The 22,425-nt window shown below is 72.4% G+C and carries 21 protein-coding genes and 1 pseudogene; 13 read left to right on the forward strand and 9 right to left on the reverse strand.

Features of this window, described 5'->3' with window-relative positions; translation table 11 throughout:
* Positions 1 to 69: 69 nt before the first annotated feature.
* The 6 genes from ACH4OA_RS24095 to ACH4OA_RS24120 form a co-directional block, all read right to left on the reverse strand.
* Positions 70 to 468: a MarR family transcriptional regulator gene (locus ACH4OA_RS24095; RefSeq protein WP_365876782.1), complete on the reverse strand. Its 399-nt coding sequence runs from the start codon at positions 466 to 468 to the stop codon at positions 70 to 72.
* A 73-nt stretch (positions 469 to 541) separates the two neighbouring features.
* Complete coding sequence (locus ACH4OA_RS24100; RefSeq protein ID WP_397970760.1) at positions 542 to 892, reverse strand: VOC family protein; 351 nt, start codon at positions 890 to 892, stop codon at positions 542 to 544.
* A 214-nt stretch (positions 893 to 1,106) separates the two neighbouring features.
* The gene (locus tag ACH4OA_RS24105; RefSeq protein WP_397970763.1) at positions 1,107 to 2,138 is read right to left on the reverse strand and encodes a LacI family DNA-binding transcriptional regulator; all 1,032 of its coding nucleotides are present in this window, start codon (positions 2,136 to 2,138) and stop codon (positions 1,107 to 1,109) included.
* Positions 2,135 to 3,040, reverse strand: a complete 906-nt coding sequence (locus tag ACH4OA_RS24110) for a carbohydrate ABC transporter permease (protein WP_365876776.1) — start codon at positions 3,038 to 3,040, stop codon at positions 2,135 to 2,137. The genes ACH4OA_RS24105 and ACH4OA_RS24110 overlap by 4 nt, the downstream gene beginning before the upstream one ends.
* Positions 3,037 to 3,963 (reverse strand): carbohydrate ABC transporter permease, encoded by a 927-nt coding sequence (locus ACH4OA_RS24115; RefSeq protein WP_397970766.1) that lies wholly within the window; start codon positions 3,961 to 3,963, stop codon positions 3,037 to 3,039. Before ACH4OA_RS24115 ends, ACH4OA_RS24110 begins: the two co-directional genes overlap by 4 nt.
* Positions 3,960 to 5,276, reverse strand: coding sequence for an ABC transporter substrate-binding protein (locus ACH4OA_RS24120; RefSeq protein WP_397970769.1), 1,317 nt, complete (start codon positions 5,274 to 5,276; stop codon positions 3,960 to 3,962). The genes ACH4OA_RS24115 and ACH4OA_RS24120 overlap by 4 nt, the downstream gene beginning before the upstream one ends.
* A 235-nt stretch (positions 5,277 to 5,511) precedes the next feature.
* Here ACH4OA_RS24120 and ACH4OA_RS24125 point away from each other — a divergent pair, with 235 nt between their 5' ends.
* From ACH4OA_RS24125 to ACH4OA_RS24165, 9 genes and pseudogenes are all read left to right on the forward strand, one after another.
* Positions 5,512 to 7,533, forward strand: a complete 2,022-nt coding sequence (locus tag ACH4OA_RS24125; RefSeq protein ID WP_397970772.1) for a beta-galactosidase — start codon at positions 5,512 to 5,514, stop codon at positions 7,531 to 7,533.
* A 107-nt stretch (positions 7,534 to 7,640) separates the two neighbouring features.
* Positions 7,641 to 9,203 carry a glycosyl hydrolase 53 family protein gene (locus ACH4OA_RS24130; RefSeq protein ID WP_397970775.1) on the forward strand — a complete coding sequence of 521 codons (1,563 nt, stop codon included), beginning with the start codon at positions 7,641 to 7,643 and terminating at the stop codon, positions 9,201 to 9,203.
* A 193-nt stretch (positions 9,204 to 9,396) separates the two neighbouring features.
* Positions 9,397 to 9,733, forward strand: a pseudogene (locus ACH4OA_RS24135) (SMP-30/gluconolactonase/LRE family protein); the annotation flags it as partial.
* 68 nt (positions 9,734 to 9,801) lie between these two features.
* Positions 9,802 to 10,263, forward strand: coding sequence for a fluoride efflux transporter FluC (locus ACH4OA_RS24140; protein WP_397970778.1), 462 nt, complete (start codon positions 9,802 to 9,804; stop codon positions 10,261 to 10,263).
* Complete coding sequence (locus ACH4OA_RS24145) at positions 10,260 to 10,640, forward strand: DUF190 domain-containing protein (RefSeq protein WP_365876764.1); 381 nt, start codon at positions 10,260 to 10,262, stop codon at positions 10,638 to 10,640. The genes ACH4OA_RS24140 and ACH4OA_RS24145 overlap by 4 nt, the downstream gene beginning before the upstream one ends.
* Positions 10,637 to 11,011 carry a fluoride efflux transporter CrcB gene (gene crcB / locus ACH4OA_RS24150; protein WP_397937405.1) on the forward strand — a complete coding sequence of 125 codons (375 nt, stop codon included), beginning with the start codon at positions 10,637 to 10,639 and terminating at the stop codon, positions 11,009 to 11,011. The genes ACH4OA_RS24145 and crcB overlap by 4 nt, the downstream gene beginning before the upstream one ends.
* A gap of 76 nt (positions 11,012 to 11,087) precedes the next feature.
* Positions 11,088 to 11,924, forward strand: a complete 837-nt coding sequence (locus tag ACH4OA_RS24155; protein WP_365876760.1) for an undecaprenyl-diphosphate phosphatase — start codon at positions 11,088 to 11,090, stop codon at positions 11,922 to 11,924.
* 110 nt (positions 11,925 to 12,034) lie between these two features.
* On the forward strand, positions 12,035 to 12,766 hold the full coding sequence (locus tag ACH4OA_RS24160) for a FadR/GntR family transcriptional regulator (protein WP_397937406.1): 732 nt from the start codon (positions 12,035 to 12,037) through the stop codon (positions 12,764 to 12,766).
* A gap of 364 nt (positions 12,767 to 13,130) precedes the next feature.
* Positions 13,131 to 14,147, forward strand: coding sequence for an asparaginase (locus ACH4OA_RS24165; protein ID WP_397970781.1), 1,017 nt, complete (start codon positions 13,131 to 13,133; stop codon positions 14,145 to 14,147).
* Between the two features lie 194 nt (positions 14,148 to 14,341).
* Here ACH4OA_RS24165 and ACH4OA_RS24170 read toward each other — a convergent pair whose 3' ends face one another.
* Positions 14,342 to 15,271 carry a helix-turn-helix transcriptional regulator gene (locus tag ACH4OA_RS24170; protein ID WP_397970784.1) on the reverse strand — a complete coding sequence of 310 codons (930 nt, stop codon included), beginning with the start codon at positions 15,269 to 15,271 and terminating at the stop codon, positions 14,342 to 14,344.
* Positions 15,272 to 15,376: 105 nt separating this feature from the next.
* Here ACH4OA_RS24170 and ACH4OA_RS24175 point away from each other — a divergent pair, with 105 nt between their 5' ends.
* Together ACH4OA_RS24175 and ACH4OA_RS24180 are read left to right on the forward strand one after the other, a co-directional pair.
* Complete coding sequence (locus tag ACH4OA_RS24175; RefSeq protein WP_397970787.1) at positions 15,377 to 15,934, forward strand: NIPSNAP family protein; 558 nt, start codon at positions 15,377 to 15,379, stop codon at positions 15,932 to 15,934.
* A 1,089-nt stretch (positions 15,935 to 17,023) separates the two neighbouring features.
* The gene (locus ACH4OA_RS24180) at positions 17,024 to 17,962 is read left to right on the forward strand and encodes a glutaminase (protein ID WP_397937409.1); all 939 of its coding nucleotides are present in this window, start codon (positions 17,024 to 17,026) and stop codon (positions 17,960 to 17,962) included.
* A gap of 163 nt (positions 17,963 to 18,125) precedes the next feature.
* Here the strand turns inward: ACH4OA_RS24180 and ACH4OA_RS24185 are convergent, their stop codons facing one another.
* Together ACH4OA_RS24185 and rho are read right to left on the reverse strand one after the other, a co-directional pair.
* A complete protein-coding gene (locus ACH4OA_RS24185; RefSeq protein WP_397970789.1) occupies positions 18,126 to 19,301 on the reverse strand; it encodes a D-alanyl-D-alanine carboxypeptidase family protein in 1,176 nt (391 codons plus the stop codon).
* A gap of 98 nt (positions 19,302 to 19,399) precedes the next feature.
* Positions 19,400 to 20,656 carry a transcription termination factor Rho gene (gene rho / locus ACH4OA_RS24190; RefSeq protein ID WP_397970792.1) on the reverse strand — a complete coding sequence of 419 codons (1,257 nt, stop codon included), beginning with the start codon at positions 20,654 to 20,656 and terminating at the stop codon, positions 19,400 to 19,402.
* 295 nt (positions 20,657 to 20,951) lie between these two features.
* Between rho and ACH4OA_RS24195 the strand changes: the two genes are divergently transcribed.
* Together ACH4OA_RS24195 and ACH4OA_RS24200 are read left to right on the forward strand one after the other, a co-directional pair.
* On the forward strand, positions 20,952 to 21,818 hold the full coding sequence (locus tag ACH4OA_RS24195; protein WP_397970795.1) for a hypothetical protein: 867 nt from the start codon (positions 20,952 to 20,954) through the stop codon (positions 21,816 to 21,818).
* A 140-nt stretch (positions 21,819 to 21,958) separates the two neighbouring features.
* Entirely contained in the window at positions 21,959 to 22,411 is a 453-nt protein-coding gene (locus ACH4OA_RS24200; RefSeq protein WP_397970798.1) for a hypothetical protein, read from the forward strand.
* The last annotated feature ends 14 nt before the right edge of the window (positions 22,412 to 22,425 follow it).

The following is a 22,425-nucleotide window of genomic DNA, read 5'->3' on the forward strand; positions in this document are numbered from 1 at the left end:
CGCGCGGGAGCGGACAGCGCGCCGGGGCGCCGCCGGACGGACCGGTGCTTCGGGGCCTGTCGCCCCGGATCAGGACTCCTGCCCGGCCAGCATGCGCCGGAGCACCGCTCGCTGGAGCGGCAGGACCTCGGCGTGCAGCGCGCGCCCCTTGGGCGTGAGTTCGACCCACACACCGCGCCGGTCCTCCACACACACCGAGCGCTCGACCAGACCGTCCTTCTCCAGCCGGCCGATCAGCCGGGACAGCGCGCTCTGGCTGAGGTGGACCCGGCCGACCAGGTTCTGCACCCGGCACTGCTCGCCCCGCTCCGGCCGCTCCGCGGCCAGCAGGTCCAGCACCTCGAAGTCGCTCGCGCCCAGCCCGTGCGGGTGCAGAGCGCGGTCGATCTCGCACATCGTGCGCGCGTGCACGGCGAGGATGTCCCGCCAGCGTTCCTCGAGCCGGGTCTCGACCGTCTTGACTGCCATAACGGCACCGTAGCACCGAACGGGCTCTTCGTTGAGTGTGCAACTAGTGCCCCGCACGGGCGGTCCCGGGACCTCAGGCGGCCGTGTCCTGGAGCAGCCCCACCAGATTGCCGTCGGCGTCCTTCACAGAGGCGATCAGCCGGCCGTTGCCGACGTCCCGGGCGTCCTGGAGCAGCTCCGCGCCGGCCGCGAGCAGGGCCGCGAGCCGCTCGCGCAGGTCGGTCACGTGCCAGTACGGCACCGGACCGGTCAGCCCCTGCGCGTGCCCGTTGGGGTCCAGGCCGACATCCTGCCCGGCGGCCTTGAAGCCGATGTAGTACGGCTCGTCGACGTACGGCTCCACCCCCAGCAGGGCGGTGAAGACGGCCTTGGCCCGCTCCGGGTTCTTCACGGGGTAGATGATCGTCTGCAGACCGGCGGTCATGGGGACTCACTCCTTCGCGGTGCGGCCGGCGGGCTCCCCGCCGGTGTTCCCACGCTAGAGGCGCGGGGCCCGCGACGGCTTCTCCGATCCTGACCGGTCGCCCCCGGCGACCGGGAACCAGGGCACCCGCAGCGGCTCCGGTACGACGTGCGGCGGCACCCGTACGACGTGCGGCGGCACCCCGGGCACCCGGGCCGCCCGGCCGCACCCGGCGTCACGTCGAGTCGCGTCGGACCAGTTCCGTCGGCAGGATCACCGCCGCCGGGTCCTCCCCGCCCATCTGGGCCAGCAGCACCCGCACCATCTCGGTGCTGATCCGGTCCCACGGCTGCCGGATGGTGGTGAGCGCCGGGGTGGCGGCGGTCGCCGCCGGCGAGTCGTCGAACCCGCCCACGGCGATGTCCTCCGGCACCCGCCGGCCGGCCCGGTGCAGGGCGGTCAGCACACCGAGGGCCATCAGGTCGGAGGCGACGAACACCGCGTCCATGTCCGGTGCCCGGGCCAGCAGCCGCTCCGCGGCCGCCTCGCCGCTGGCGCGGCTGTAGTCACCGGAGACGACGAGCCGGTCGTCGGCCGCGACACCCGCCTCCGCGAGCACCTCCCGGTAGCCGGCGAGCCGCTCCACACCGCCCGGGGTGTCGAGCGGGCCGGTGACCACGCCGATCCGGCGCCGGCCCAGCGACAGCAGGTGCCGGACCATGTCCCGGGCGCCGTCCCGGTCGTCGGCGGCCACGTAACTCACCTTCGAGCCCAGGCCGATCGGCTTGCCGCAGGCGACCAGCGGCACCCCCGCCTCGCGCAGCTCCTCGGCGACCGGATCACCGGAGTGGCTGGAGACCAGCAGCACCCCGTCGACGTGCCCGGCGGTGATGTACCGCGTGATCCGCCGCCGTTCGTCCGGAGTGCCCGCCAGCATCAGCAGCAGCGGCACGTCGTGGGCGGCCAGCGCCTGGGTGCAACCACGCAGCAGGACATTGAAGTTGGGGTCCTCGAAGAACCGCTCCTGGGGCTCGGTCAGCAGGAAACCGACCGAGTCCGAACGCCCGGTGATCAGCGAGCGGGCGTGTCGGTTCACGACGTAACCCGTCTTGCGGATCGCGGCGTTGACGGCCTCCTGCGCGGCGGGACTGACGTAGTGCCCGCCGTTGAGCACGCGTGAGACGGTGCCGCGCGAGACACCCGCCTCGCGCGCCACGTCGTGGATCGTCGGCGGTCTGCGCCGTCCCCCCGGATTGCTCATGGTCATGACTTTACGGCCCCGGACAGCAGGTCCAGGCTCCAGAACCGCTGGATGACCAGGAAGAGGGCGATCAGCGGCAGCACCGCGAGGAACGCGCCGGTGATCACCAGGGTGTACAGGGCCGGCGTGTTCGAGCCCTGCTCCAGCAGGGTGTAAAGACCCAGCGTGAGCGGGAACTTCTCGTCGTCGCTGAGCATGATGTACGGCAGCAGGAAGTTGTTCCAGACCGCGACGAACTGGAACAGGAAGACCGTGACCATGCCGGGGATCATCATCGGCAGCGCGATCCGGGTGAAGATCCGCCACTCGCTCGCCCCGTCCATCCGCCCGGCCTCGACCACGTCGGCCGGCACGGCGGCCGACGCGTAGATCCGGGCGAGGTAGACGCCGTACGGCGAGAGGATCTGCGGCAGCAGCACGGACAGGTAGGAGTCCGTGAGGTCGGCCTTCGCCAGCAGCAGGTACTGCGGGATCGCGAGGATCACCGGGGGCATCAGGACGCCCGCGAGCAGGACGTTGAACATCGTCTCGCGGCCCCGGAAGCGGTAGATCGCGAGCGCGTAGCCGCTGAACGCCGACACGGCGGTGGACAGCAGGGCCCCGAGGCCGGCGTACAGGGCGGAGTTGCCCATCCACGTCCAGTAGACGCCGTCCCGGTAGGCGTTGAGGTCCTTGACGTTGTCGAGGAAGCCGGTGCCGGGCAGGAAGGTGAACGTGGAGAACAGCTCGTGCCCGGACTTGGTCGACGCGATCACCACCCAGGCGACCGGGAGCAGGGTGTACACCGCGCCCAGCAGCAGGGTGAGCGTCGGGACCAGCGCGATCCGGCGGCGCAGCGGAGGCCCCTGCGCCGTACCCGGAGTGGTGCCGGCGGCCGGGGCGGCCTTGCGGACGGCAAGAGTACTCAACGCGTCGCCTCCTGCTTGTTGCGGCGGTTCGCGGCCCGCAGGAAACCGAACGACAGCGCCAGCGTGACCACGGCGATCAGCGTCGCCTCGGCGGCCGCCGCGTACATGTCGTTACGGCCGAAGGCGTCCTGGTACACCTTCATCAGCGGACTCCAGGTCGTGTTGACCGAGTTGGTGAGCGGCTTCAGGGTGGTCGGCTCGTTGAACACCTGAAGCGTCGCGATGATCGAGAAGAAGAAGGTCAGCACCAGCGAGGGCGCCACCATCGGGATCTTGATCCGCAGGGCGACCTGCAACGGGGTGGCGCCGTCCAGCTTCGCCGCCTCGTACACCTCGGCCGGGATCGACCGCAGCGAGGTGTAGATGACGATCATGTTGAAGCCGGTGCCGCCCCAGACCGCGATGTTCGACAGGGCGAGGTAGAGCGGACCGCCGTCCAGCAGGTCCGGCTGCGGCAGGCCCAGCCGGTCGAGCACGAAGTAGAACGGGCTGACGTCCGGCAGGTACAGGAACCCCCACAGCAGCGCGGCCACCACACCGGGAATGGCGTACGGCAGGAAGATCGCGAGCCGGGTGAAGGGGGCGAGCCGTACCTTGTCCGAGTCCAGCATCAGCGCGAACAGCAGCGCCAGGCCCAGCATCACCGGGACGACGACGCAGCCGTAGCCGAGCACGCGCAGCGCGCCGTGCAGCAGTTCGCTGTCCTGGAAGGCGCCGGTGTAGTTCTCGAACCCGGCCCAGACCTCCTTGCGGGCGCCCGAGCCCAGGCCGAGCCCGGAGACGCGCACCTTGCGGAAGCTGAGCCAGACCGCGTAGCCGATGGGCAGCGCGAAGAAGAGGGCGAACAGGAGCGTGGCGGGCAGGAGGAAGCCGTACGGGGCCCCCTTGACCCCGTACGGCCGACGGCCGGCGGAACTGCTCACCGGGAGACCTCGAAGCCCTGCTTCTCCAGGTCGGCGACCGTGGCGTCCTGCATCGTGCGCAGGGCGCCGGCGAAGTCCGACCGGTTCTTGGCGGCGGCGCCGAAGGCGTCCTTGAAGGAGGTGTAGGCGACGTTGACGTTCGGGCCCCAGGCGGACGGCGCGGTGGTCTTCGCGATGTCGGCGGCCTTGGTGTAGAAGTCCGGCTGGTTGGCGAAGTACGCCGGCGGGTTGGAGAACGCGCCGCTGAGCTGGGCGGAGGTGGACGCCGGATAGATGCCGCCCTCCTTCGCCAGCGCGTTCAACGCGTCGTGGTCGGTGTTCAGCCAGGTCGCGAACGCGGCGGCGGCCTCCGGGTGCGCGGAGTCGGTGGTGACCGCCGTGGAGGAGCCGCCCCAGCTGCCGGTGACGTCCTGGTCGAGCGACCACTGGGGGAGCGGGGCCATCGCCCACTTGCCCTTGGTGTCCGGCGCCGCCGTGGTCAGCGTGCCCGGCGCCCACACGGCGCTCACCCAGGCGATCTGCTTGCCGGTGTCCAGCGCCTTGTTCCAGGACGGCGTGTACATCGGCTGGTTGTCGATGACGCCGTCCTTGACCAGACCGCCCCAGAACGTCGCGACCTTCCGGGTGGCCGCGTCGTCGATGCCGACCTTCCACTTGTCGCCGGAGGTGGTCCACCACTTGGCGCCCGCCTGCTGGGCGAGCCCCGCGAAGAGGCCGGAGTCGTTGGCGGAGAAGGTGGTCAGGCTCTTGTCCGGCGCCTTCTCCTTCAGCCGGCGGGCGGTCTGGGCGAACTGCTCCCAGGTGGTGGGGACCTTCAGGCCGTACTGCTTGAACAGGTCCTCGCGGTAGTAGAACATCATCGGGCCGATGTCCTGCGGCACCGCGTAGACCGCGTCCGTGCCCAGCGTGGTCTGCTGCCAGACGCCCTCGGCGAACTTGCCCTTGACGTCGCCGACCTTCCCCGAGATGTCGGCCAGCGCGTCGTTGCTGACCAGCGTCGGCAGCGCCTGGTACTCGGCCTGCACCAGGTCCGGGGCCTTCTTCGCCTTGTGCGCGGTGAGGATCTTGGTGACCAGCGTGTCGCCGGACGCCTGCTTCTTCACCGTGACGGTGATCCGCTGCTTCTTCCCCGGCCCCTTGTTCCACAGGTCCACGACCTTGTCCATGCCGGGTGTCCAGGTCCAGTACGTCAGCGAGACGGGACCCGATCCGGCCTCGTCCCCGTCCCCGGAGCCGCAGGCGGCGAGGGCGGTGGCGCCGAGGGACACGGCGACGGCGGTTGTCACGAGGCGGCGGCGCTTCGTGTGCGGCATGGTTTCTCCCCTGACCTGGGCCCCCGCCCGCTGCGGGGACCTGCCATGCAGATGTGCACGCTCACATGACCCGGCTGCTCACTGCCGCGAGCCCCTGCCATGCTTCTGTGAGCGTTCACAGTAGAGAAACATCCCGGACACTTGTCAATGGTTGTTGCTGTGCGGTTATGTTGGGCTCGCACGGCTGCCGTTGTCTGTGCACGTTCCCATCTGATCGATTTCCCGGGAGGGATCCATGCCGGACACCAGCCCCAGGGGCCTCACGAGGCTCGCCTTCGGCGGGGACTACAACCCCGAGCAGTGGCCGGAATCCGTCTGGCGCGAGGACGTCCGGCTGATGCGCGAGGCCGGCGTCACGATGGTGAGCGTGGGCATCTTCTCCTGGGCCCTGCTGGAACCGGCACCGGGCCGGTACGACTTCGGCTGGCTCGACCGGGTACTGGACCTGCTGCACGAGAGCGGCATCCGCGTCGACCTCGGCACGCCCACCGTGGTGCCGCCCGTCTGGTTCTACCGGGCCCACCCCGAGGCCCTGCCGGTCACCGCCGAGGGCGTGCGCTACGAGTTCGGCTCGCGCGGCGCCATCTGCCACAGCAACGCCGACTACCGCGCCGCCGCCGCGAACATCACCACCCGCCTCGCCGAGCGCTACGGCGACCACCCCGCGCTCGCCCTGTGGCACGTCCACAACGAGTACGGCGTCCCCGTCTCGGCCTGCTACTGCGACTCCTGCGCGGTCCACTTCCGCCGCTGGCTCGCGGACACCTACGGCAGCGCGGAAGCGGTCAACGAAGCCTGGGGCACGGCCTTCTGGGGCCAGCGCTACGCCGACCTCGCCGAGATCAACCCGCCCCGGGCCACCCCGACCGTCGGCAACCCGGGCCAGGCCCTGGACTACAAGCGGTTCGCCGACGCCACCATCCGGGAGAACTTCCGCGCCGAACGCGACATCCTGCACCGCCTGTCACCCGGCGTCCCGGTCACCACCAACTTCATGACCGCCCTCAGCCAGTGCGACTCCATGGACTACTGGGCCTGGGGCCGCGAGGTCGACCTGGTCACCAACGACCACTACCTGATCACCGACGGCCGGCGCACCCACGTCAACCTCGCCATGGCCGCCGACCTCACCCGCTCGGTCGCCGGCGGCGCGCCGTGGCTGCTGCTGGAGCACTCCACCTCGGGCGTCAACTGGCAGCCCCGCAACCCCGCCAAGGCCCCCGGCCAGATGGCCCGCAACTCCCTCGCCCACGTGGCGCGCGGCTCCGAGGGCGCGATGTTCTTCCAGTGGCGCCAGTCCCGGCGCGGCGCCGAGAAGTTCCACTCGGCGATGCTCCCGCACGGCGGCACCGACACCCGCGTCTGGCGCGAGGTGGCCGAACTGGGCGCTTGCGTCGGCGCGCTGAGCGAGGTCCGGGGCACCCGCACCGAGGCAGACGCGGCCCTGCTGTGGGACTGGCAGTCCTGGTGGGCGCAGAACCTCGCGTGGCGCCCCAGCGAGGACCACGACCCGCGCGAACGCGCCGACTCCTTCTACGAGACCCTCTACGACCGCCACCTCACGGTCGACTTCGCCCACCCCGAAGCCGACTTGTCGGCCTATCCCCTTGTCGTCGTACCGGCCCTCTACCTGATGACCGAGGCCGCCGGGCGCAACGTCCGGGAGTACGTCGAGAACGGCGGCACGCTCGTGGTGTCGTACTTCTCCGGGATCGTGGACGAGCACGACGCCGTCCACGAGGGCGCCTACCCGGGCGTGCTGCGCGACGTCCTCGGACTGACCGTGGAGGAGTTCTCGCCGCTGCTGAAGGACGAGCGGGTGCGGCTGACCGGCCCGGACGGCACCGGGCCGACCGGTGACGTGTGGACGGAGTTCGTCGTCCCGCGCGGCGCCGAGACCGTCTGGACGTACGCCGACGGGCTCACCGCGGGCCGCCCGGCCGTCACCCGGCACCGGCTCGGCCGCGGCACCGCCTGGTACGTCTCGACCCGCCTCGACACCCAGGGCCTGGACGCGGTGATCGGCCGCGCGGCCGGTGACGCCGGGCTCGCTCCGCGCACCGAGCTGCCCCGTGACGTCGAGGTGGTGCGCCGCAGCGGTGAGACGGGCACCTACCTCTTCGTCGTCAACCACACCGCCGGCGACACCAAGGTGCCGCTGGACACGCCCGGCACCGAGCTGCTGACGGGCGAACGCGCCGCGGGCCGCCTCGCGGTCCCCGCGGGGGCCGTCCGGGTCGTACGGCTCGACGGCTGAACCGGCTCCCCTCCGTCCGCGCGAGCCGTGGAGCCGCGGGCGGAGGGGTTCTCCTCCGGCACCACCGGAGGACCCTCTCCCCAGTTACGTCGAAGGGACGACGGACGATGAAGTTCCATCCCAGACGCACCACCAGGGCCCTGCTGCCGGCGCTCGCTGCCGGGCTCGCCCTCACCGCCCTGCCCGCCCAGCCCGCCCAGGCCGCGAGCACCCTCGCCAACGGCGGCTTCGAGTCCGACGGCGCGGGCGCGGCCACGCCCGCCGGCTGGTCGGAGTACGGCGACACCGGAGCCTCGTACACGGAGGCCGGCGGCCACGGCGGGAGCTACCGCCTCAGCCACTACGCGGCGTCCGCGTACAAGGTGGAGACGTACCAGTACCTGTCCGGGCTGGCCAACGGGAACTACACGGTGACCGCGTGGGTGCGGTCCAGTGGGGGACAGAAGGCCGCGTACATAGCGCTCAAGAACTGCGGCGGTGCCGAACAGCGCACTGATCTCCCGATCTCGTCCAGTGGATGGATCAGGATCGTCACGCCGGTCAAGGTGACCAACAACCAGTGCACCATCAGCGTCAATAGTGACGCGAATGCCGGCAACTGGATCAATGTGGACGACCTGACCTTCGCGTCCGGCACCACTGGTACATCCATCCATGGTGCCGACATCTCCTCCCTCGCCAAGAGCGAGGCCAAGGGCGGTGTCTACCGGACGAGTTCGGGCGGCACGGGCGACGCGCTGTCCATCCTCAAGTCGTACGGCATGAACTACGCGCGTCTGAAGGTCTGGGTGAACCCGGCCGACGGCTTCAACGACAAGGCGCACGTGCTGGCGACGGCCAAGCGTGTCAAGGCGCAGGGTATGAAGCTGCTGGTCGACTTCCACTACTCGGACACCTGGGCCGACCCGGGCGCGCAGCAGAAGCCGGCCGCATGGACGGCCCATACATACAGTCAACTCAAGACGGACGTGTACAACCACACGTACGATGTCTTGAACGCCTTGAAGGCTCAAGGCACCACCGCCGACATGGTCCAGGTGGGCAATGAGATCAACGGCGGCATGCTGTGGTCCGAGGGGTCGACAGACCACTGGAGCCAGCTCGCCGGGTTGATCAACTCGGGCTACGACGCCGTGAAGGCCGTCAACTCCGCAACCGTCGTCGCGCTGCACCTGGCCAAGGGCGGCGACAAGGCCGGCACCGAGTGGTGGTTCGACAACGCGGTGGCGAACGGCGTGAAGTTCGACGCCATCGGCCTGTCCTACTACGGCTACTGGCACGGCCCGCTCGCCGACTTCCAGACCACGCTGGACGACGCGGCCTCCCGCTACGGCAAGCCGGTCTTCGTCGCCGAGACGGCCTACCCCTTCCGTCTCGACAGCGACGACGCGCTCACCAACCAGATCGACACCACCGGCGAACTCGTCCCCGGCTACCCGGCGACCGTGGCCGGCCAGACCAAGTGGATGAACGACGTGGCGAGCATCGTGGAAGCCGTCCCGAACGGCCGCGGTCTCGGAGTCTTCTCCTGGGAGGCCACCTGGACCGCTGTCGCCGGCAACGGCTGGGACCCGGCTGACGCCGCCTCCGGCAACGGCTGGGAGAACCAGGCCCTGTTCGGCTACGACGACCGGGCGCTGTCCTCCATGACGTGGTTCAGCCACCGCTGACCCACCGCTCACCAGGGTCCACCCGGCCCCGCGCACCCTCGCCCGGAAGGCGGCCGCGCGGCGTCGGACTCGGCCCGGGCCCGGCCGCGACACGGCGGCCGGGCTCTCGCGCCGGGCCGGGCTTTCGCGCCGGGCGGGGCTTTCGCGCCGGGCGGGGCTTTTGCGCCGGGCGGAGCTTTCGTGCCGGGCCGGGCCCTCGTGCCCGGCGGACCTCTGGCGCGAGGGCCCCGGCGGCCCGATCCGGGTCGCCCTGGCCAGTCCGCCCGTACCCGCGCTGCGCCTGCTGCACCGCGCCGCGCCGGCCGTCCGGCGCGGCACCGCGCGGGCCGCCGTACACGCGCCGTACCGCCCGAGCGGGACCGCGGGCGTCGTCGCCGTGGACGACCAGGAGGCGTATCGTGCACCACCTCACCCGCCGCCGGTCCGGTCTCCGCATGGTCACCAGCGTCTGCGCGACCGGCGGGCACCTGGTGCCGGGCAGCCTCCGCGAGCCCGGTGTGGCCGTCTGCGCCCGGCCGGCCGCCGGCTGACGCGGCGGTACGCTGGGTGCGGCCTTGATCGCCCGACGGGGCAGGGGCCGTAAGAGGAGACGTACCAGATGACAGCCCCGGAAACGGAGACCCGCGGCGTCCGCCCCGCACCGCCCCGGCGGTCCGGGTGGCGCGCGCAGGCGCCCGTCGTCGCGGTCGTGGCGGCGGGCGGCGCGCTCGGCGCGACGGGCCGCTACGCGCTCACGCTCGCCTGGCGCCCCCCGCCCGGCGGCTTCCCCTGGGCGACGCTGTGGACCAACGTGTCCGGGTGTGCCGCCATGGGCGTCCTCATGGTGCTCGTCACCGATGTGTGGGCCGCCCACCGTCTGCTGCGGCCCTTCCTCGGCACCGGTGTGCTCGGCGGCTACACCACCTTCTCCACGTACGCGGTCGACATCCGCACCCTGGCCGGCGCCGGCCGCCCGGGCTCCGCCCTCGCCTATCTGGCCGTGACGCTGTGCGCGGCCCTCGCGGCGGTGTGGCTGGCCTCGGCCGCCGCCCGCCGGGTCTTCCTCGGGAGGCGGCCATGACATCCCTCACCGGCCGCGCGCTGCGGCTGACGGCCTACGTCGGCGAGAACGCCACCTGGCACCACCGGCCGCTCTACGCCGAGATCGTGCACCGCGCGCATGCCGCGGGACTCGCCGGCGCCAGCGTCTTCCGGGGCATCGAGGGCTTCGGCGCCTCCTCCCGGATCCACACCTCCCGCCTGCTGTCCCTCAGCGAGGACCTGCCGGTCGCGGTGGTCGTGGTCGACGCCGAGGAGCGGGTCCGGGCGTTCCTGCCGCACCTCGGCGAACTGGCCGACGCGTGCCTCGTGACCCTGGAGGAGTGCGAGGTCGTCCGGTGGACGCGGGGTGCGCACGGTCCGGACGAAACGGACCCGGAGGGTAAGAAGTCGTTGTGAACTGGCTGCTGGTCGTCGCGGGCGCCGTGGTCGGCGCGCCCCTGCGCTACCTCACCGACCGCGCCGTGCAGGCCCGGCACGACTCGCTCTTCCCCTGGGGCACCTTCGTGGTGAACGTGACCGGCTGCCTGGTCCTCGGGCTGGTCACGGGCGGTGCCTCGGCCGGGGCGGTCGGTCCCGATCTGCGGCTTGTGCTGGGCACCGGGCTGTGCGGCGCGCTGACGACGTACTCGACCTTCTCCTACGAGACCCTGCGGCTGACCGAGGCCGGCTCCGGCCTCTACGCTGCCGTGAACGTCGTGGCGAGCGTGGCGGCGGGACTCGCGGCGGCGTTCACCGGTTTCTCACTCGCCGGCCTCCTGTGGGCATAGGCGCTCGCCGCGCGGCCCCGCGCCGTGAGTACTGTCTACAGCACTGTCGACCAACCCTTCCTCAGAACTGGATCCCATGAGTGCCATCTCCGTCGGTCAGGCCGTCGTCCTCGGAGTAGTCGAGGGGGTGACCGAGTTCCTGCCGGTGTCCTCCACCGGCCACCTCAAGATCGCCGAAGGGCTCATGGACATTCCCGTCGACGACGCGTCCGTCGTCGGGTTCTCCGCCGTGATCCAGGTCGGCGCCATCGCGGCCGTGCTCGTGTACTTCTTCAAGGACATCAAGCGGATCGTCACCGCCTGGTTCCGCGGGCTCGCCCACCGCGAGGAGCGCTACCACCACGACTACAAGTTCGCCTGGTGGGTGATCGCCGCCACCATCCCGATCGTGGTGGTGGGCCTGGCCGCGAAGCCGCTGATCGACGGCCCGCTCGCCTCCCTGTGGGTGGTCGCCGGCTCGCTGATCGCCGGTTCCGGCGTGATGTGGGCCGCCGACCAGATGGGCCGGCACAAGCGCGGCGAGGACGACACGTCCTTCAAGGACGCGATGTGGGTCGGGTGCTCCCAGATCCTCGCCCTGCTCTTCCCCGGCTTCTCCCGCTCCGGCGCCACCATGTCCACCGCGCTCATCCTGGACCTGGACCGCGTCGCCGCCACCCGGCTGTCCTTCTTCCTCGGCATCCCGGCCCTCACCGGTGCGGGCCTGTACGAGCTGAAGGACGCCCTCGGCGCGGGGGTCGGCGCCGCCCCGCTGGCCGTCGGCACGATCGTGTCGTTCGTCGTCGCCTACGCCTCGATCGCCTGGCTGCTGAAGTTCGTCGCCAAGCACTCCTTCAACGCCTTCGTGATCTACCGGATCATCGTCGGCGCCCTGCTGCTCGGCCTGCTCGCCACCGGCACGCTCAGCGGCTGAGCCGCCACCGCCGAGCACCCACGGGGTGCGGACGCCCGGGCACGGGCGCCGCACCCCGTGCGCGTCCCCCCGCCTTGACACTCCCGGCCGCCACCGCGCAGGATCGCTCCGTGAACCTGTCAGACAGCCAGACAGGTGGTCTCGCTCCCCGGCGTGTCAGCGCCCTCGAAGCAGTGCTCGGCCACCTCCGCGACGCCATCGAGCGCGGCCGGTACGCCGTCGGCGACAAGCTCCCCTCCGAGGCCGAGCTGTGCCGCACCCTGGAGGTGTCCCGGCCGGTGCTGCGCGAGGCGCTGCGCGCCCTGCAGACCATGGGCCTCACGGTCTCCCGGACCGGCAAGGGCACCTTCGTCGTCGCGGACACCGTCGAGGACCCCACCTTCGGCGACTACGCGGCCAGCGACCTGCTGGAGGTGCGCCGCCACATCGAGATCCCGGTCGCCGGCTACGCCGCCCTGCGCCGCACCCCGGAGCACCTGGACCACCTCGCGCACCTCCTCGACCGCATGGAGCGGGAGACCGACACCACCGCCTGGGTCGCGATGGACACCCTCTTCCACCTCGGCGTGGCCGAGGCCGCCCAGAACCCGGTCTTCCGCCGGGTCATCGAGGAGATCCGCGACGCGCTGGCACGTCAGTCGGCCTTCCTCAACGAGCTGGGCGGACGCCGCGAGCAGTCCGACCGCGAGCACCGGGCGATCGTGGAGGCACTGGCCGACGGCAGCGAGCGGGACGCGGTGGCCGCCATGAGCCACCACCTGGACCGGGTCGAGACGAGCCTCACCGACATCGTGCGGCCGCAGCGGACGGACACCCGGGCGGCAGACGGAACCGGGACGTGAACGCCATGACGACACCCGGCGCCGCCCGCCCGAAGGGTCACGGCCCGCTCCCGTACGGCAGGACACCGCTCACCGGCTCTACGCGAGCACCCGGCTGCACGGACACTCCCGGGCACGCCACCGTGGCCTGTCCGCCGCCGACGGTGGCGGCACCGGCTGGGGGCCGGTAAAGCGGCCGTGGCCGCGCGTTCCTGGCCTTCACCGGCGGCGGAGGCACCATCGTGCCCTGTCCGCTGCCGGCGGTCGCGACGCCGACCGGGGGCCGGTACGGCAGCCGTGACCGCGCGATCCCCACCTCCACCTCCACCGGCGCCGGCGCGTGACCCGCGTACCGGCCGATCCCGACCTTGAGATGCAGGAAGTGATGTACAGCAGTTCCCCCGCCGGCGCCCCCGTCGTCCGTGAGCCCCTCCACACTCCCGTCGCCCACCTCGTCCGCGGCGGCGTGGTGGAGGGCGTCCACTACGGCTCCGTCGTCGTCCATGGTGCCGACGGCCGGGTGCGGTTCCAGCTCGGCGACATAGAGGCGGCCTTCTACCCGCGCTCGGCGCTCAAGCCCGTCCAGGCCGTGGCCATGCTGCGGGCCGGCCTCCCGCTCGACGGCGAACTGCTGTCGCTGGCCGCCGCGAGCCACTCCGGCGAGGAGCGGCACCTCGCCGGCACCCGGCGCATCCTCGAACTCGCCGGTCTCGGCGAGGACGACCTGCGCAACGTGCCCGACCTGCCGTTCGACCCGGTCGTCCGGGACGCCTGGGTCCGCGAGGGCCGCCTGCCCTCCCGCCTCGCCCAGAACTGTTCCGGCAAGCATGCCGCCATGCTGTGGACGGCCAAGCTCAACGGCTGGTCCCTCCCCGACTACCTGGACCCGGCGCACCCGCTCCAGCAGGCCATCGCCCGCACCGTCGAGGAACTGACCGGCCAGCCCGTCGCCCGGGTCACCGTGGACGGCTGCGGCGCCCCGCTGTTCGCCGTCTCCCTGCACGGCCTCGCCCGCGCCCTCGCCCGGATCACCTCCGCCGCGCCCGGCACCCCCGAGGCCCGGGTCGCCGCCGCGATGCGCGAGCACGCCGAGATGGCCTCCGGCTCGGGACGCGACGTGGCCGCGCTGATGCGCGCCGTGCCGGGCCTGCTCGCCAAGGACGGCTTCGAGGGCGTGCAGGTGGCGGCGCTGCCCGACGGCACGGCTGTCGCCGTGAAGATAGCCGACGGCGCGAACCGGGCGCGCATCCCCGTCGCCGCGGCGGCGCTCGCGCTCGCGGGCGTCGACCCGCGACTGCTCACCGAGTTCGCGGGAGAGCCGCTGCTCGGCGGCGGCCGGCCGGTCGGCCGGGTACGGCCGGTGGACGCACTGGAGCCGACCGCGCCCACCGCTGCCGCCTGAGAGGGTCTCTTTGGTGGGCTCATCAGTTGATCTGGTGTGTCTGTCCGATGAGTGAAGGTCCCTACGACCGCGTCGGTCAGACCAGCGCCTGGGCGACGATGACGTTCTCACCGTTCAACGTGACGGCGGGGCCTTCGTGCAGCTCGTAACCGAGGTCGTTGGCTGCCAAGCGGGGAGAACCCTCTGCCCAGGGGTCATCCTTCGTACCGGGTGGCCAGGGTTCGTGCCGTCTGGGCGATGCGGTTGCGTAGTTCGGCCGGTGCCAGGACCTCGACGTCGGCGCCCAGCCGCAGGAAGTCTCGGTGAGCGTGGTCGATCGACTCGATGGGCACGCGGACCTCCGTCCATCCGTCACCCGTGGGTGTCACGCCGAGGCGGCGGGCGCCCTCTGGGGTGAGCCGCACCAGCGCATCCGCGGTGTGCAGTCGCGCTCGGAAGTCGGCCAGATGGACGTTCCAGTATGCGGCCAGGTCGAACCCGTCCGGGGTGACGGACTCTTCTTCCAGCGGCCGTGTTCCGAGGATCTGGTCGACTCGGTAGGTGCGGATCCCGGACGGTCCACCGGCGACCAGGTACCAGCGGCCGGCCTTGAGGACGAGCCCGTACGGCTCCACCCGTCGCTCGATCTCATCCGGCGCCCGCCAGCGCCGGTACCGCAGCACCACCGCTCGCCGCGCCCACACCGCGGCGGCGACCGCGGCCAGGTGAGGCACCCGGTCGACGTCGCCGTACCAGCCGGGGGCGTCGAGCAGGAAGCGTTCCTGGATCCGCTCGGCGTGCGCGCGCAGCTCCGCCGGAAGGGCGGCCCGCAGCTTGAGCCGGGCGGTGGCAAGCGCCTCGCCGAGGCCGAGTTCGGCAGCGGCACCGGGGAGCGCCACGAGGAACGCGGCCCGCGCCTCGTCCACGGTCAGTCCGGTGAGCCGGGTCCGGTAACCGTCGACCAGCCGGTAGCCGCCCGCGTGCCCGGCGGCGCCGTACAGCGGGATGCCGGCGGCACCGAGCGCCTCGACGTCCCGGTAGACCGTCCGGACCGAGACCTCCAGTTCCTCGGCCAGCTGCCGGGCCGTCATCCGGCCGCGGTTCTGGAGGAGCAGAAGCAGGGTGACCAGCCGGCTCGCACGCATGCCGCCAGTATCCACTGACAGTTGGTGTCAGCAGAGCGGACCTAACCTGCGGCACATGGACGACAACTGGACCCTGGACCTCGCACGTACCGGGCGGGCCACCGCATGAGCATCGTCGAACTCCGGCAGTACACCCTGCATCCCGGCGCCCGCGAGACGCTGATCGAGCTGTTCGAACGCGAGTTCGCGACCGGTCAGCAGGCGGTCGGAATCACCGTCGGCGGCCGGTTCCGCGACCTGGACGACCCGGACCGCTTCGTCTGGCTGCGCGCGTTCCCCGACATGGCGCACCGCCGGCGCGCGCTGGAGGCGTTCTACACCGGCCCGGTCTGGCAGAAGCACCGCGACACCGCCAACGCCACCATGATCGACAGCGACGACGTCCTGCTGCTGCGCGGCCCGGGCTTCATGCCGGAGCCGGATACGAACGAGGTGCTCGTGACCATCTGCCATCCGACCGACGCGGCCGGCTTCGACGCCTACGCCGCCCGGCACCTGGGCCCGGGCCACGCGCTGCACCGTACCGAGCACGCCGAGAACGACTTCCCCCGCTTGCCCGTCCGAACCGGGGAGGACGTCCGGATCTGGTTCGGTCATGCCGAGCCGGCACCCTGGCCGACCCGACGGCTGCGATGGGAGCCCGTGAAGCCTTGGAACCCCTGACCGCGCACGGCTGGTGAAACGTGCTGCCGACGGGTGGTCAGGTAAGCGGGAAAGTACCTCTGAACAGCAAGAACGAGGATTGTCGAGGCCTTTTCCCTTGCCACCGTCGGAGGCGCTTCCCAGGTGAAGAAGCGTATCGGGTCCTATCCACGCGTCCCCGTCGAGGACGGGGGACAAGAGATAGTGCCCCAGGCCTGGGCCGTGCTGCTGGTCGAGACGATCCGCAAGGCCGGGGTGGATCGGGCGATATCGACGGCGTTGATGCCCTGGCGCCCATTCGCGGACGGTGCACGCTCCGGGCAAGATCCTGCTGGACGCGGTCCTGGCGGTCGCGCTGGGCGGGGGCCGAATCGCGGACAGGGCCTTCGGTCCAGCCGTGGTACGGGTGGTCACTTGCCCTGCGGCGTCCGGGCCCGCGTTCTCGGCCATGCTCCAGACACGCTCGCGGGCTTCGGCCCGCGGTGGATCCGGACGGGGTGCTCGTGCCGGCCCACTGCGCGAAGCAGGACGCCACCGCGGCCTGGAAGAAGACCTGCGGACATCATCCTCCGTTGGCCTTCGTCGACGACGGAAGAGGCGGGAGCGCTGAGCCGGTGGCCGGCCTGCAGGCCGGCCACCGCGGGCAGCAACACCGTCGCCGACCACATCACCACCACTCAACTCGCTCTGGCCCAAATGCCCAAGAAGGTTCCTACCGACTCCGGAGGCGAAACACGCGCTGGTCTGGATGCCCACGCTTGCTCTGGCCGGCGAAACGCGCAGGTGGGCCACTGGCCTGGACCGAGTGATCGCCAACTCCCCGGCACGGCTCGCAGCTCTCCCCGACCCCGGCTGAAGGTGTGTCCCCGGCCCGGACCGGAGCTGCTCTCCCTCCGGCGGTATCCGGACTGCTGATCGCCCGGGCCGCACACCACGGGGGTGGCCGGACTCCCCATTACCCGGAAAAACGGCGCCTGTTGGAGGCATCGGCGCCACATCCGGGCGGACGGCCGCCGCAGCCGGGCCGACGGCCTGTCCCGCGGTCGTACCGGCTACCTGACCTGCGGTGACGTCGGCACGGTGAGGCGACGGGACCGGCCTGGAGGCACAATGGTGATCATGACAACGACGTCGTCCACCGCCTTCCTGCCGGTCCTGGAACGCATCGCCGAGGAGATCAGCCACACCCCCGGCCGCGGCCGCCCGGCCGACTACATCCCGGCGCTCGCGGCCTGCGATCCGCGCAGCTTCGGCATGGCCGTCGCCGAGCCGGACGGCACCGTGTACGGGGTGGGGGAGTGGCGGCAGCCGTTCTCCGCGCAGTCGATCACCAAGGTGTTCACGCTCGCCCTGGACCTGGCCCGCGAGGGCGACGCGCTCTGGGAGCACGTGGGCCGCGAGCCGTCCGGCAACCCGTTCAACTCCCTGGTCCAGCTGGAGTACGAGAACGGCATCCCGCGGAATCCTTTCATCAACGCGGGCGCCCTCGTCGTCACCGACCGGCTCCAGACCCGTACCGGGGACGCCGCCGGCGAACTGCTGTCCTTCCTGCGCGCCGAGAGCGGCAACCCGGAGCTGGACTTCGACCGGGAGGTCGCCGCCTCCGAGACCGCGCACGGCGACCGCAACGCCGCCCTCGCCCACTTCATGGCGTCCTACGGCAACATCGACAACGAGGTGCCGGTCCTGCTCGACCAGTACTTCCGGCAGTGCTCCATCGCCGCCTCCTGCGCCGACCTGGCCCTCGCCACCGGTTTCCTCGCCCGGCACGGCATCCGCGCCGACGGCTCCCGGCTGCTCAGCCGCAGCCAGGCCAAACAGGTCAACGCGATCATGCTGACCTGCGGCACCTACGACGCGGCCGGTGACTTCGCCTACCGGGTGGGCCTGCCCGGCAAGAGCGGGGTCGGCGGCGGGATCATCGCGGTCGTACCGGGCCGCTGCACGCTGTGCGTATGGAGCCCGGGCCTGGACGAACGCGGCAACTCGGTGGCGGGCGTCGCGGCCCTGGACCGGTTCACGACCCTCACGGGCCTGTCGGTGTTCTGACCGTCATCCTTCCCTCTCGCCGCAGCCCCGCCCTTACCGGTACGCGGTGCGGTGGACCAGCGCGGTGCGCTGTGGTCCGACGACTTCTCCGGCCGCGGCGGCTCCCCGGCGGTAATGCCCGCGCCTGTCTCTCGCCGGGCCTGTCGCCCGGACTGCCGGCGGGTCAGCCGCGGGCCGACCGGCCGCCCTTGGCCCGCAGCGCCAGCGCCACGGCTCCCGCACCGAGCCCGGAGAGCCCCGCGACGACGGCCGTGCCGGACCAGTCCGACGCGTCGTCCCGCGCCGGTGCGCCGGCCGCCGCCACCGGCGCGGCGGACGGCACCGGGCGGGAGGGCGGGCGCAGCCCGTCCAGCGAGCCCACCGGGTCCACCCGCGTGGCCGACGCGAACCCCCAGTCGAGCAGCGCGCGGGCCTCCTCGTACACGGTCAGCCCGCCGTCGGCCTGCGGGTTGAGCACGCTCACCACGAGGGTGCGCCCGTCCCGGCGCGCCGCGGCCACCAGGGTGTTGCCGGCGTTGCTGGTGTAGCCGTTCTTGATGCCGATGAGCCCGGGGTACGGCGTCACGCCGTCCTCGCCGGTCAGCAGCCGGTTGGTGTTCTCGATGGGGTACGGCGAACCGTCACCGGGGAAATCGGCCACGGCGGTGGAGCAGTACCGGGCGAAGTCGGCGTTGCGCAGGCCCGCGCGGCCGAACACCGCCAGGTCGAAGGCGGAGGACACCTGGCCGGGGGCGTCGTAGCCGTCCGGGGAGACCACGTGGGTGTCCAGGGCGCCGAGCGAGCGGGCCTTGTCCTGCATCCGGGCGGCCGTGGCCTCCCAGCCGCCGCCGAGCCGGGCGAGCACGTGCACGGCGTCGTTCCCGGAGCTGAGGAAGACCCCGCGCCACAGGTCGGCCACCTGGTAGGTGTGCCCTTCCTCGACGCCGACCAGGCTGCTGCCCTCGCCGACGTCGGCCAGTTCGTCGTACCGCACGGTGTGCTGGAGTCCGCCGGGCAGCACCGGCAGCACGGTGAGGGCGAACAGGGTCTTCAGGGTGCTGGCGGGCGGGAGTTCGCGGTGCGCGTCGCTCGCGGCCAGCACCTCTCCGCCGGTCGCGTCGGCGACCAGCCAGGACAGCGCCGAGACCTCCGGCACTGCGGGTGCGCCGCGGTGCGGCCGGACCTGGGTGCCGGAGTGGTACAGCAGGGCCGGGCCGGGCATCGCGGCCCGGGGGCGGGGCGGGGCGGGTTCCCCGGCCGGGTGTCCGGCGGCGGCAGCGGCGGGCGTGAGCACCAGCAGGCCCGCCACACAGAGGGCGCAGGCCGACACTGCCGCACGATAAGAGAATCCGATGACCATATGATCAACCTACGAACAGGCGCCGCAGTCATCGCGCTGCCCGGGCCGTTCGGGGCGCCGTGCAACCCGGATGCCGCACCGGCCGTCCGGGCCGGGCGTCAGGCGGCCGGCAGCGTGGGCCGGATCTGCCGCAGGAACGCGGCGTTGTCCGGGGTGGCCCGCAGCCGTTCGAGGAGGGTCTCCGCGGCGGCGGGACCGGTCTCCCGGGCGCGCAGGGCGCGGCGCAGGCCGTGTACGGCCGTCAACTCGGCCGGGGTGAGCAGGAGTTCCTCGCGGCGGGTGCCGGAGGCGTCGATGTCCACGGCGGGGAAGACACGCCGGGTGGCGAGCTCACGGTCCAGCCGCAGCTCCATGTTGCCGGTGCCCTTCAGCTCCTCGAAGAAGAAGCCGTCGGCGCGGGAGCCGGTCTCCACCAGCGCCGTGGCGAGGATGGTGAGGGAGCCGCCCTCCTCGGCCTGGCGCGCGGCGCCGAAGAACCGCTTCGGGCCGAGCAGGGCGCCCGCGTCGACACCGCCGCTGAGCGTACGGCCGCCGGCGGCGGAGGCGTTGTTGTGCGCCCGGCACAGCCGGGTCAGCGAGTCCATCAGGATGACGACGTCCTCACCGGCCTCCACCAGCCGCTTGGCCCGCTCCACGACGAGGTCGGCGAGGGCGATGTGCTCCTTGGGCGACCGGTCGAAGGTGGACGCGTACACCTCGCCGCGCACCGAGCGGCGCATCTCGGTGACCTCCTCGGGCCGCTCGTCGAGCAGGAGGACCATCAGCCGGCACTCGGGGTGGTTGCCGGCGACGGCGGCGGCGAACTGCTGGAGCAGCACGGTCTTGCCGCTCTTGGGCGGGGCCACGATGAGGCCGCGCTGGCCCTTGCCGACCGGCGCGAGCAGATCGGTGACGCGCCCGGTCAGCCGGGCGGCGGGGTGTTCCAGGCGCAGGCGCCGGTGCGGGTGGAGCGGGGTGAGGTCGCGGAAGTGCCGCCGGGCGCCCGGCTCGCCGGGTGCGCGTCCGTTGATCCGCGCGACCTCGGTCAGCGTCCGCTGGGCGCCCCGGACGCCCTCGATCAGGTCGCCCTTGCGCAGTCCGTGGCGCTGGATCAGGGCCGGGGCGACCTGCGGATCGGCGGGGGCGGGGAGCAGGCCCGCGGACCGCAGATGTCCCTTCCCGTGGGCGTCGATGTCCAGGACACCGGTGACGAGCGGGGCGGCCGACGACTGCCGGGCCTCGGAGGAGCGTTCGAGTGTGGTGGTCATGTGGGAGTCCTTTCGCGGACGGAACGGGGAAGAGAAGCGGGAGCGAGGCCGCGAGCGGGAGGCGTCCGCGGAGCCTTTGGGGGGCGGCGGAAACGGCGCCTCGGACACGGCGGGAAGGGCCGGTCGCGAAATGGAGCCGGGAAGCTGACGCGCCGGGAACCGGGGGATCCGGGACAGCGACGAGCACAGTCAGCTGAGAGAAAGAGACTGGCACCGGCGCCCACTGTGGGCGTGCACACGTGCTGACTGCACGCTACCACCCGTTGGGATGCGGCGTCCGCTACTGCTGCAACAAACCACCGGAACGTGTGATTCCCAGCCGGATATACGGCAGACGTCCGCAGACCGTAACGATTGCGGGCGTCTGGAAACGTGATCTCCGGGCGTGTACTACCTTCGCGGCATGTCCACGCCACCGCAGTCCCCGCCGCCGGCCGGCCCGCCGGACGACCGGCCCGACCGGCAGCCGGCCGTCCCGCCGCAGCCGGCGGCCTCTCCGCACCCGGACCCGCAGCCGCCCGGGGCCTTCTACGCGCAGCCCACACTGGTCGGCCGGCCGGCGCCGGGCCCGCCGCAGCCCGGGAACCCGTACGCGCAGCCGCCCGGGTACGCACCCGTGCCGCCCGTCGTCACGGTCCGTGGCGGCGGGGCCGGCCGGGCGGTGCTGTGGGCCGCCGTCGGCGCGGTCGTGGCCTCCGCCGCCTGGGCGGCCGGGGTCTTCCTGACCGGCGTCAAGGACGGCGGCGCGGACCTGCGCGGCTACGCGGCACCCGCCAGCATGTGCTCCGGCGCCGACTACTCGTCCTTCACGGGCGAGTATCCCCAGAAGGACTCCGCCCCGACCCACACCTCGCTCAAGGAGCGGGCGCTGGAGGAGAGTTACTGCAGCCTGGGTCTGAAGAAGACCGGCTCGTCGTACGCGGACGCCTATCTGAGCATGCAGCTCGACCTGCACAAGAGTACCGACCCCGGACCCGAGTTCACCGCCACCTGGAAGAACTACGCCTCCAGCCACACCGGTTACGACACCGACCCGGTGGAGGGCATAGGCGACGAGGCGTACCTGATCAGCCAGGACACCGTGACCGGCTCCTCCGGCGGCTCCCGGTACGCCACCCTCGCCGTCCGCGACGGCTGGGTGACGTACCTCATGACCTACAGCCTGTACCTCACCTCCTACGGCACGGACAAGGACCCGCCCACGCTCACCGAGGTGACCGGCTGGCTGAAGACCGATGCCAGGGCCACGCTGAAGCGGCTCCGGGACTGACCCGCGGACCGGCGGCCGGCGCGCTCGCGCGCGCCGGCCCTCCCGCCGGGCGCGGTGCGTCAGCCCGGCCGGTCGCTCGTCGGGGTGGTCCTCGGGCGCGGGGCGAGCCGTGACGCCGGACGGTGCGGCACAGTGGGCGGGTGCCTCGCCGACTTCTTCCGCTGCTGGTGGCGGCGCTGGTGAGCGTCGCCGGCTGCACCACCGTCAGCCCCGCCGCCCCGCCCGACGCCGGCGCCCGGCGCGCCCAGACGAGCGGCCCGGCCGCGACACCGTCGGGACTCCCCGCCCCGGTGCGGGAGTCACGGTCCGGAGCGGCACTCGTCCGCACCGGTCACGGAGGTCCGGACCGAGCCGCCCGGCCGCCGCGGGACTCCGCGTCCCACGACGGACCGGCACCCGCCGGACCGCCCCGGGCCACCATTCCCGCCGCCCCGCGCGCCCGGGGCGAGCGCCCCGAGCGGCGCGCGCCCGTGCGGCAGCGGCTCCCGCGTCCCCGCCCGTCCGCCGCCGCCCGGATGCGCGACCTGTGCCGCCGGGCGGACGGCATGGCCTCGCCCGCGATCGTCCGCCTGTGCCGCGACACCTTCGGCTGACGCCCGTCCCCGAG

The sequence above is a fragment of the Streptomyces sp. NPDC017095 genome (assembly GCF_044332325.1).
Lineage (GTDB): Bacteria > Actinomycetota > Actinomycetes > Streptomycetales > Streptomycetaceae > Streptomyces.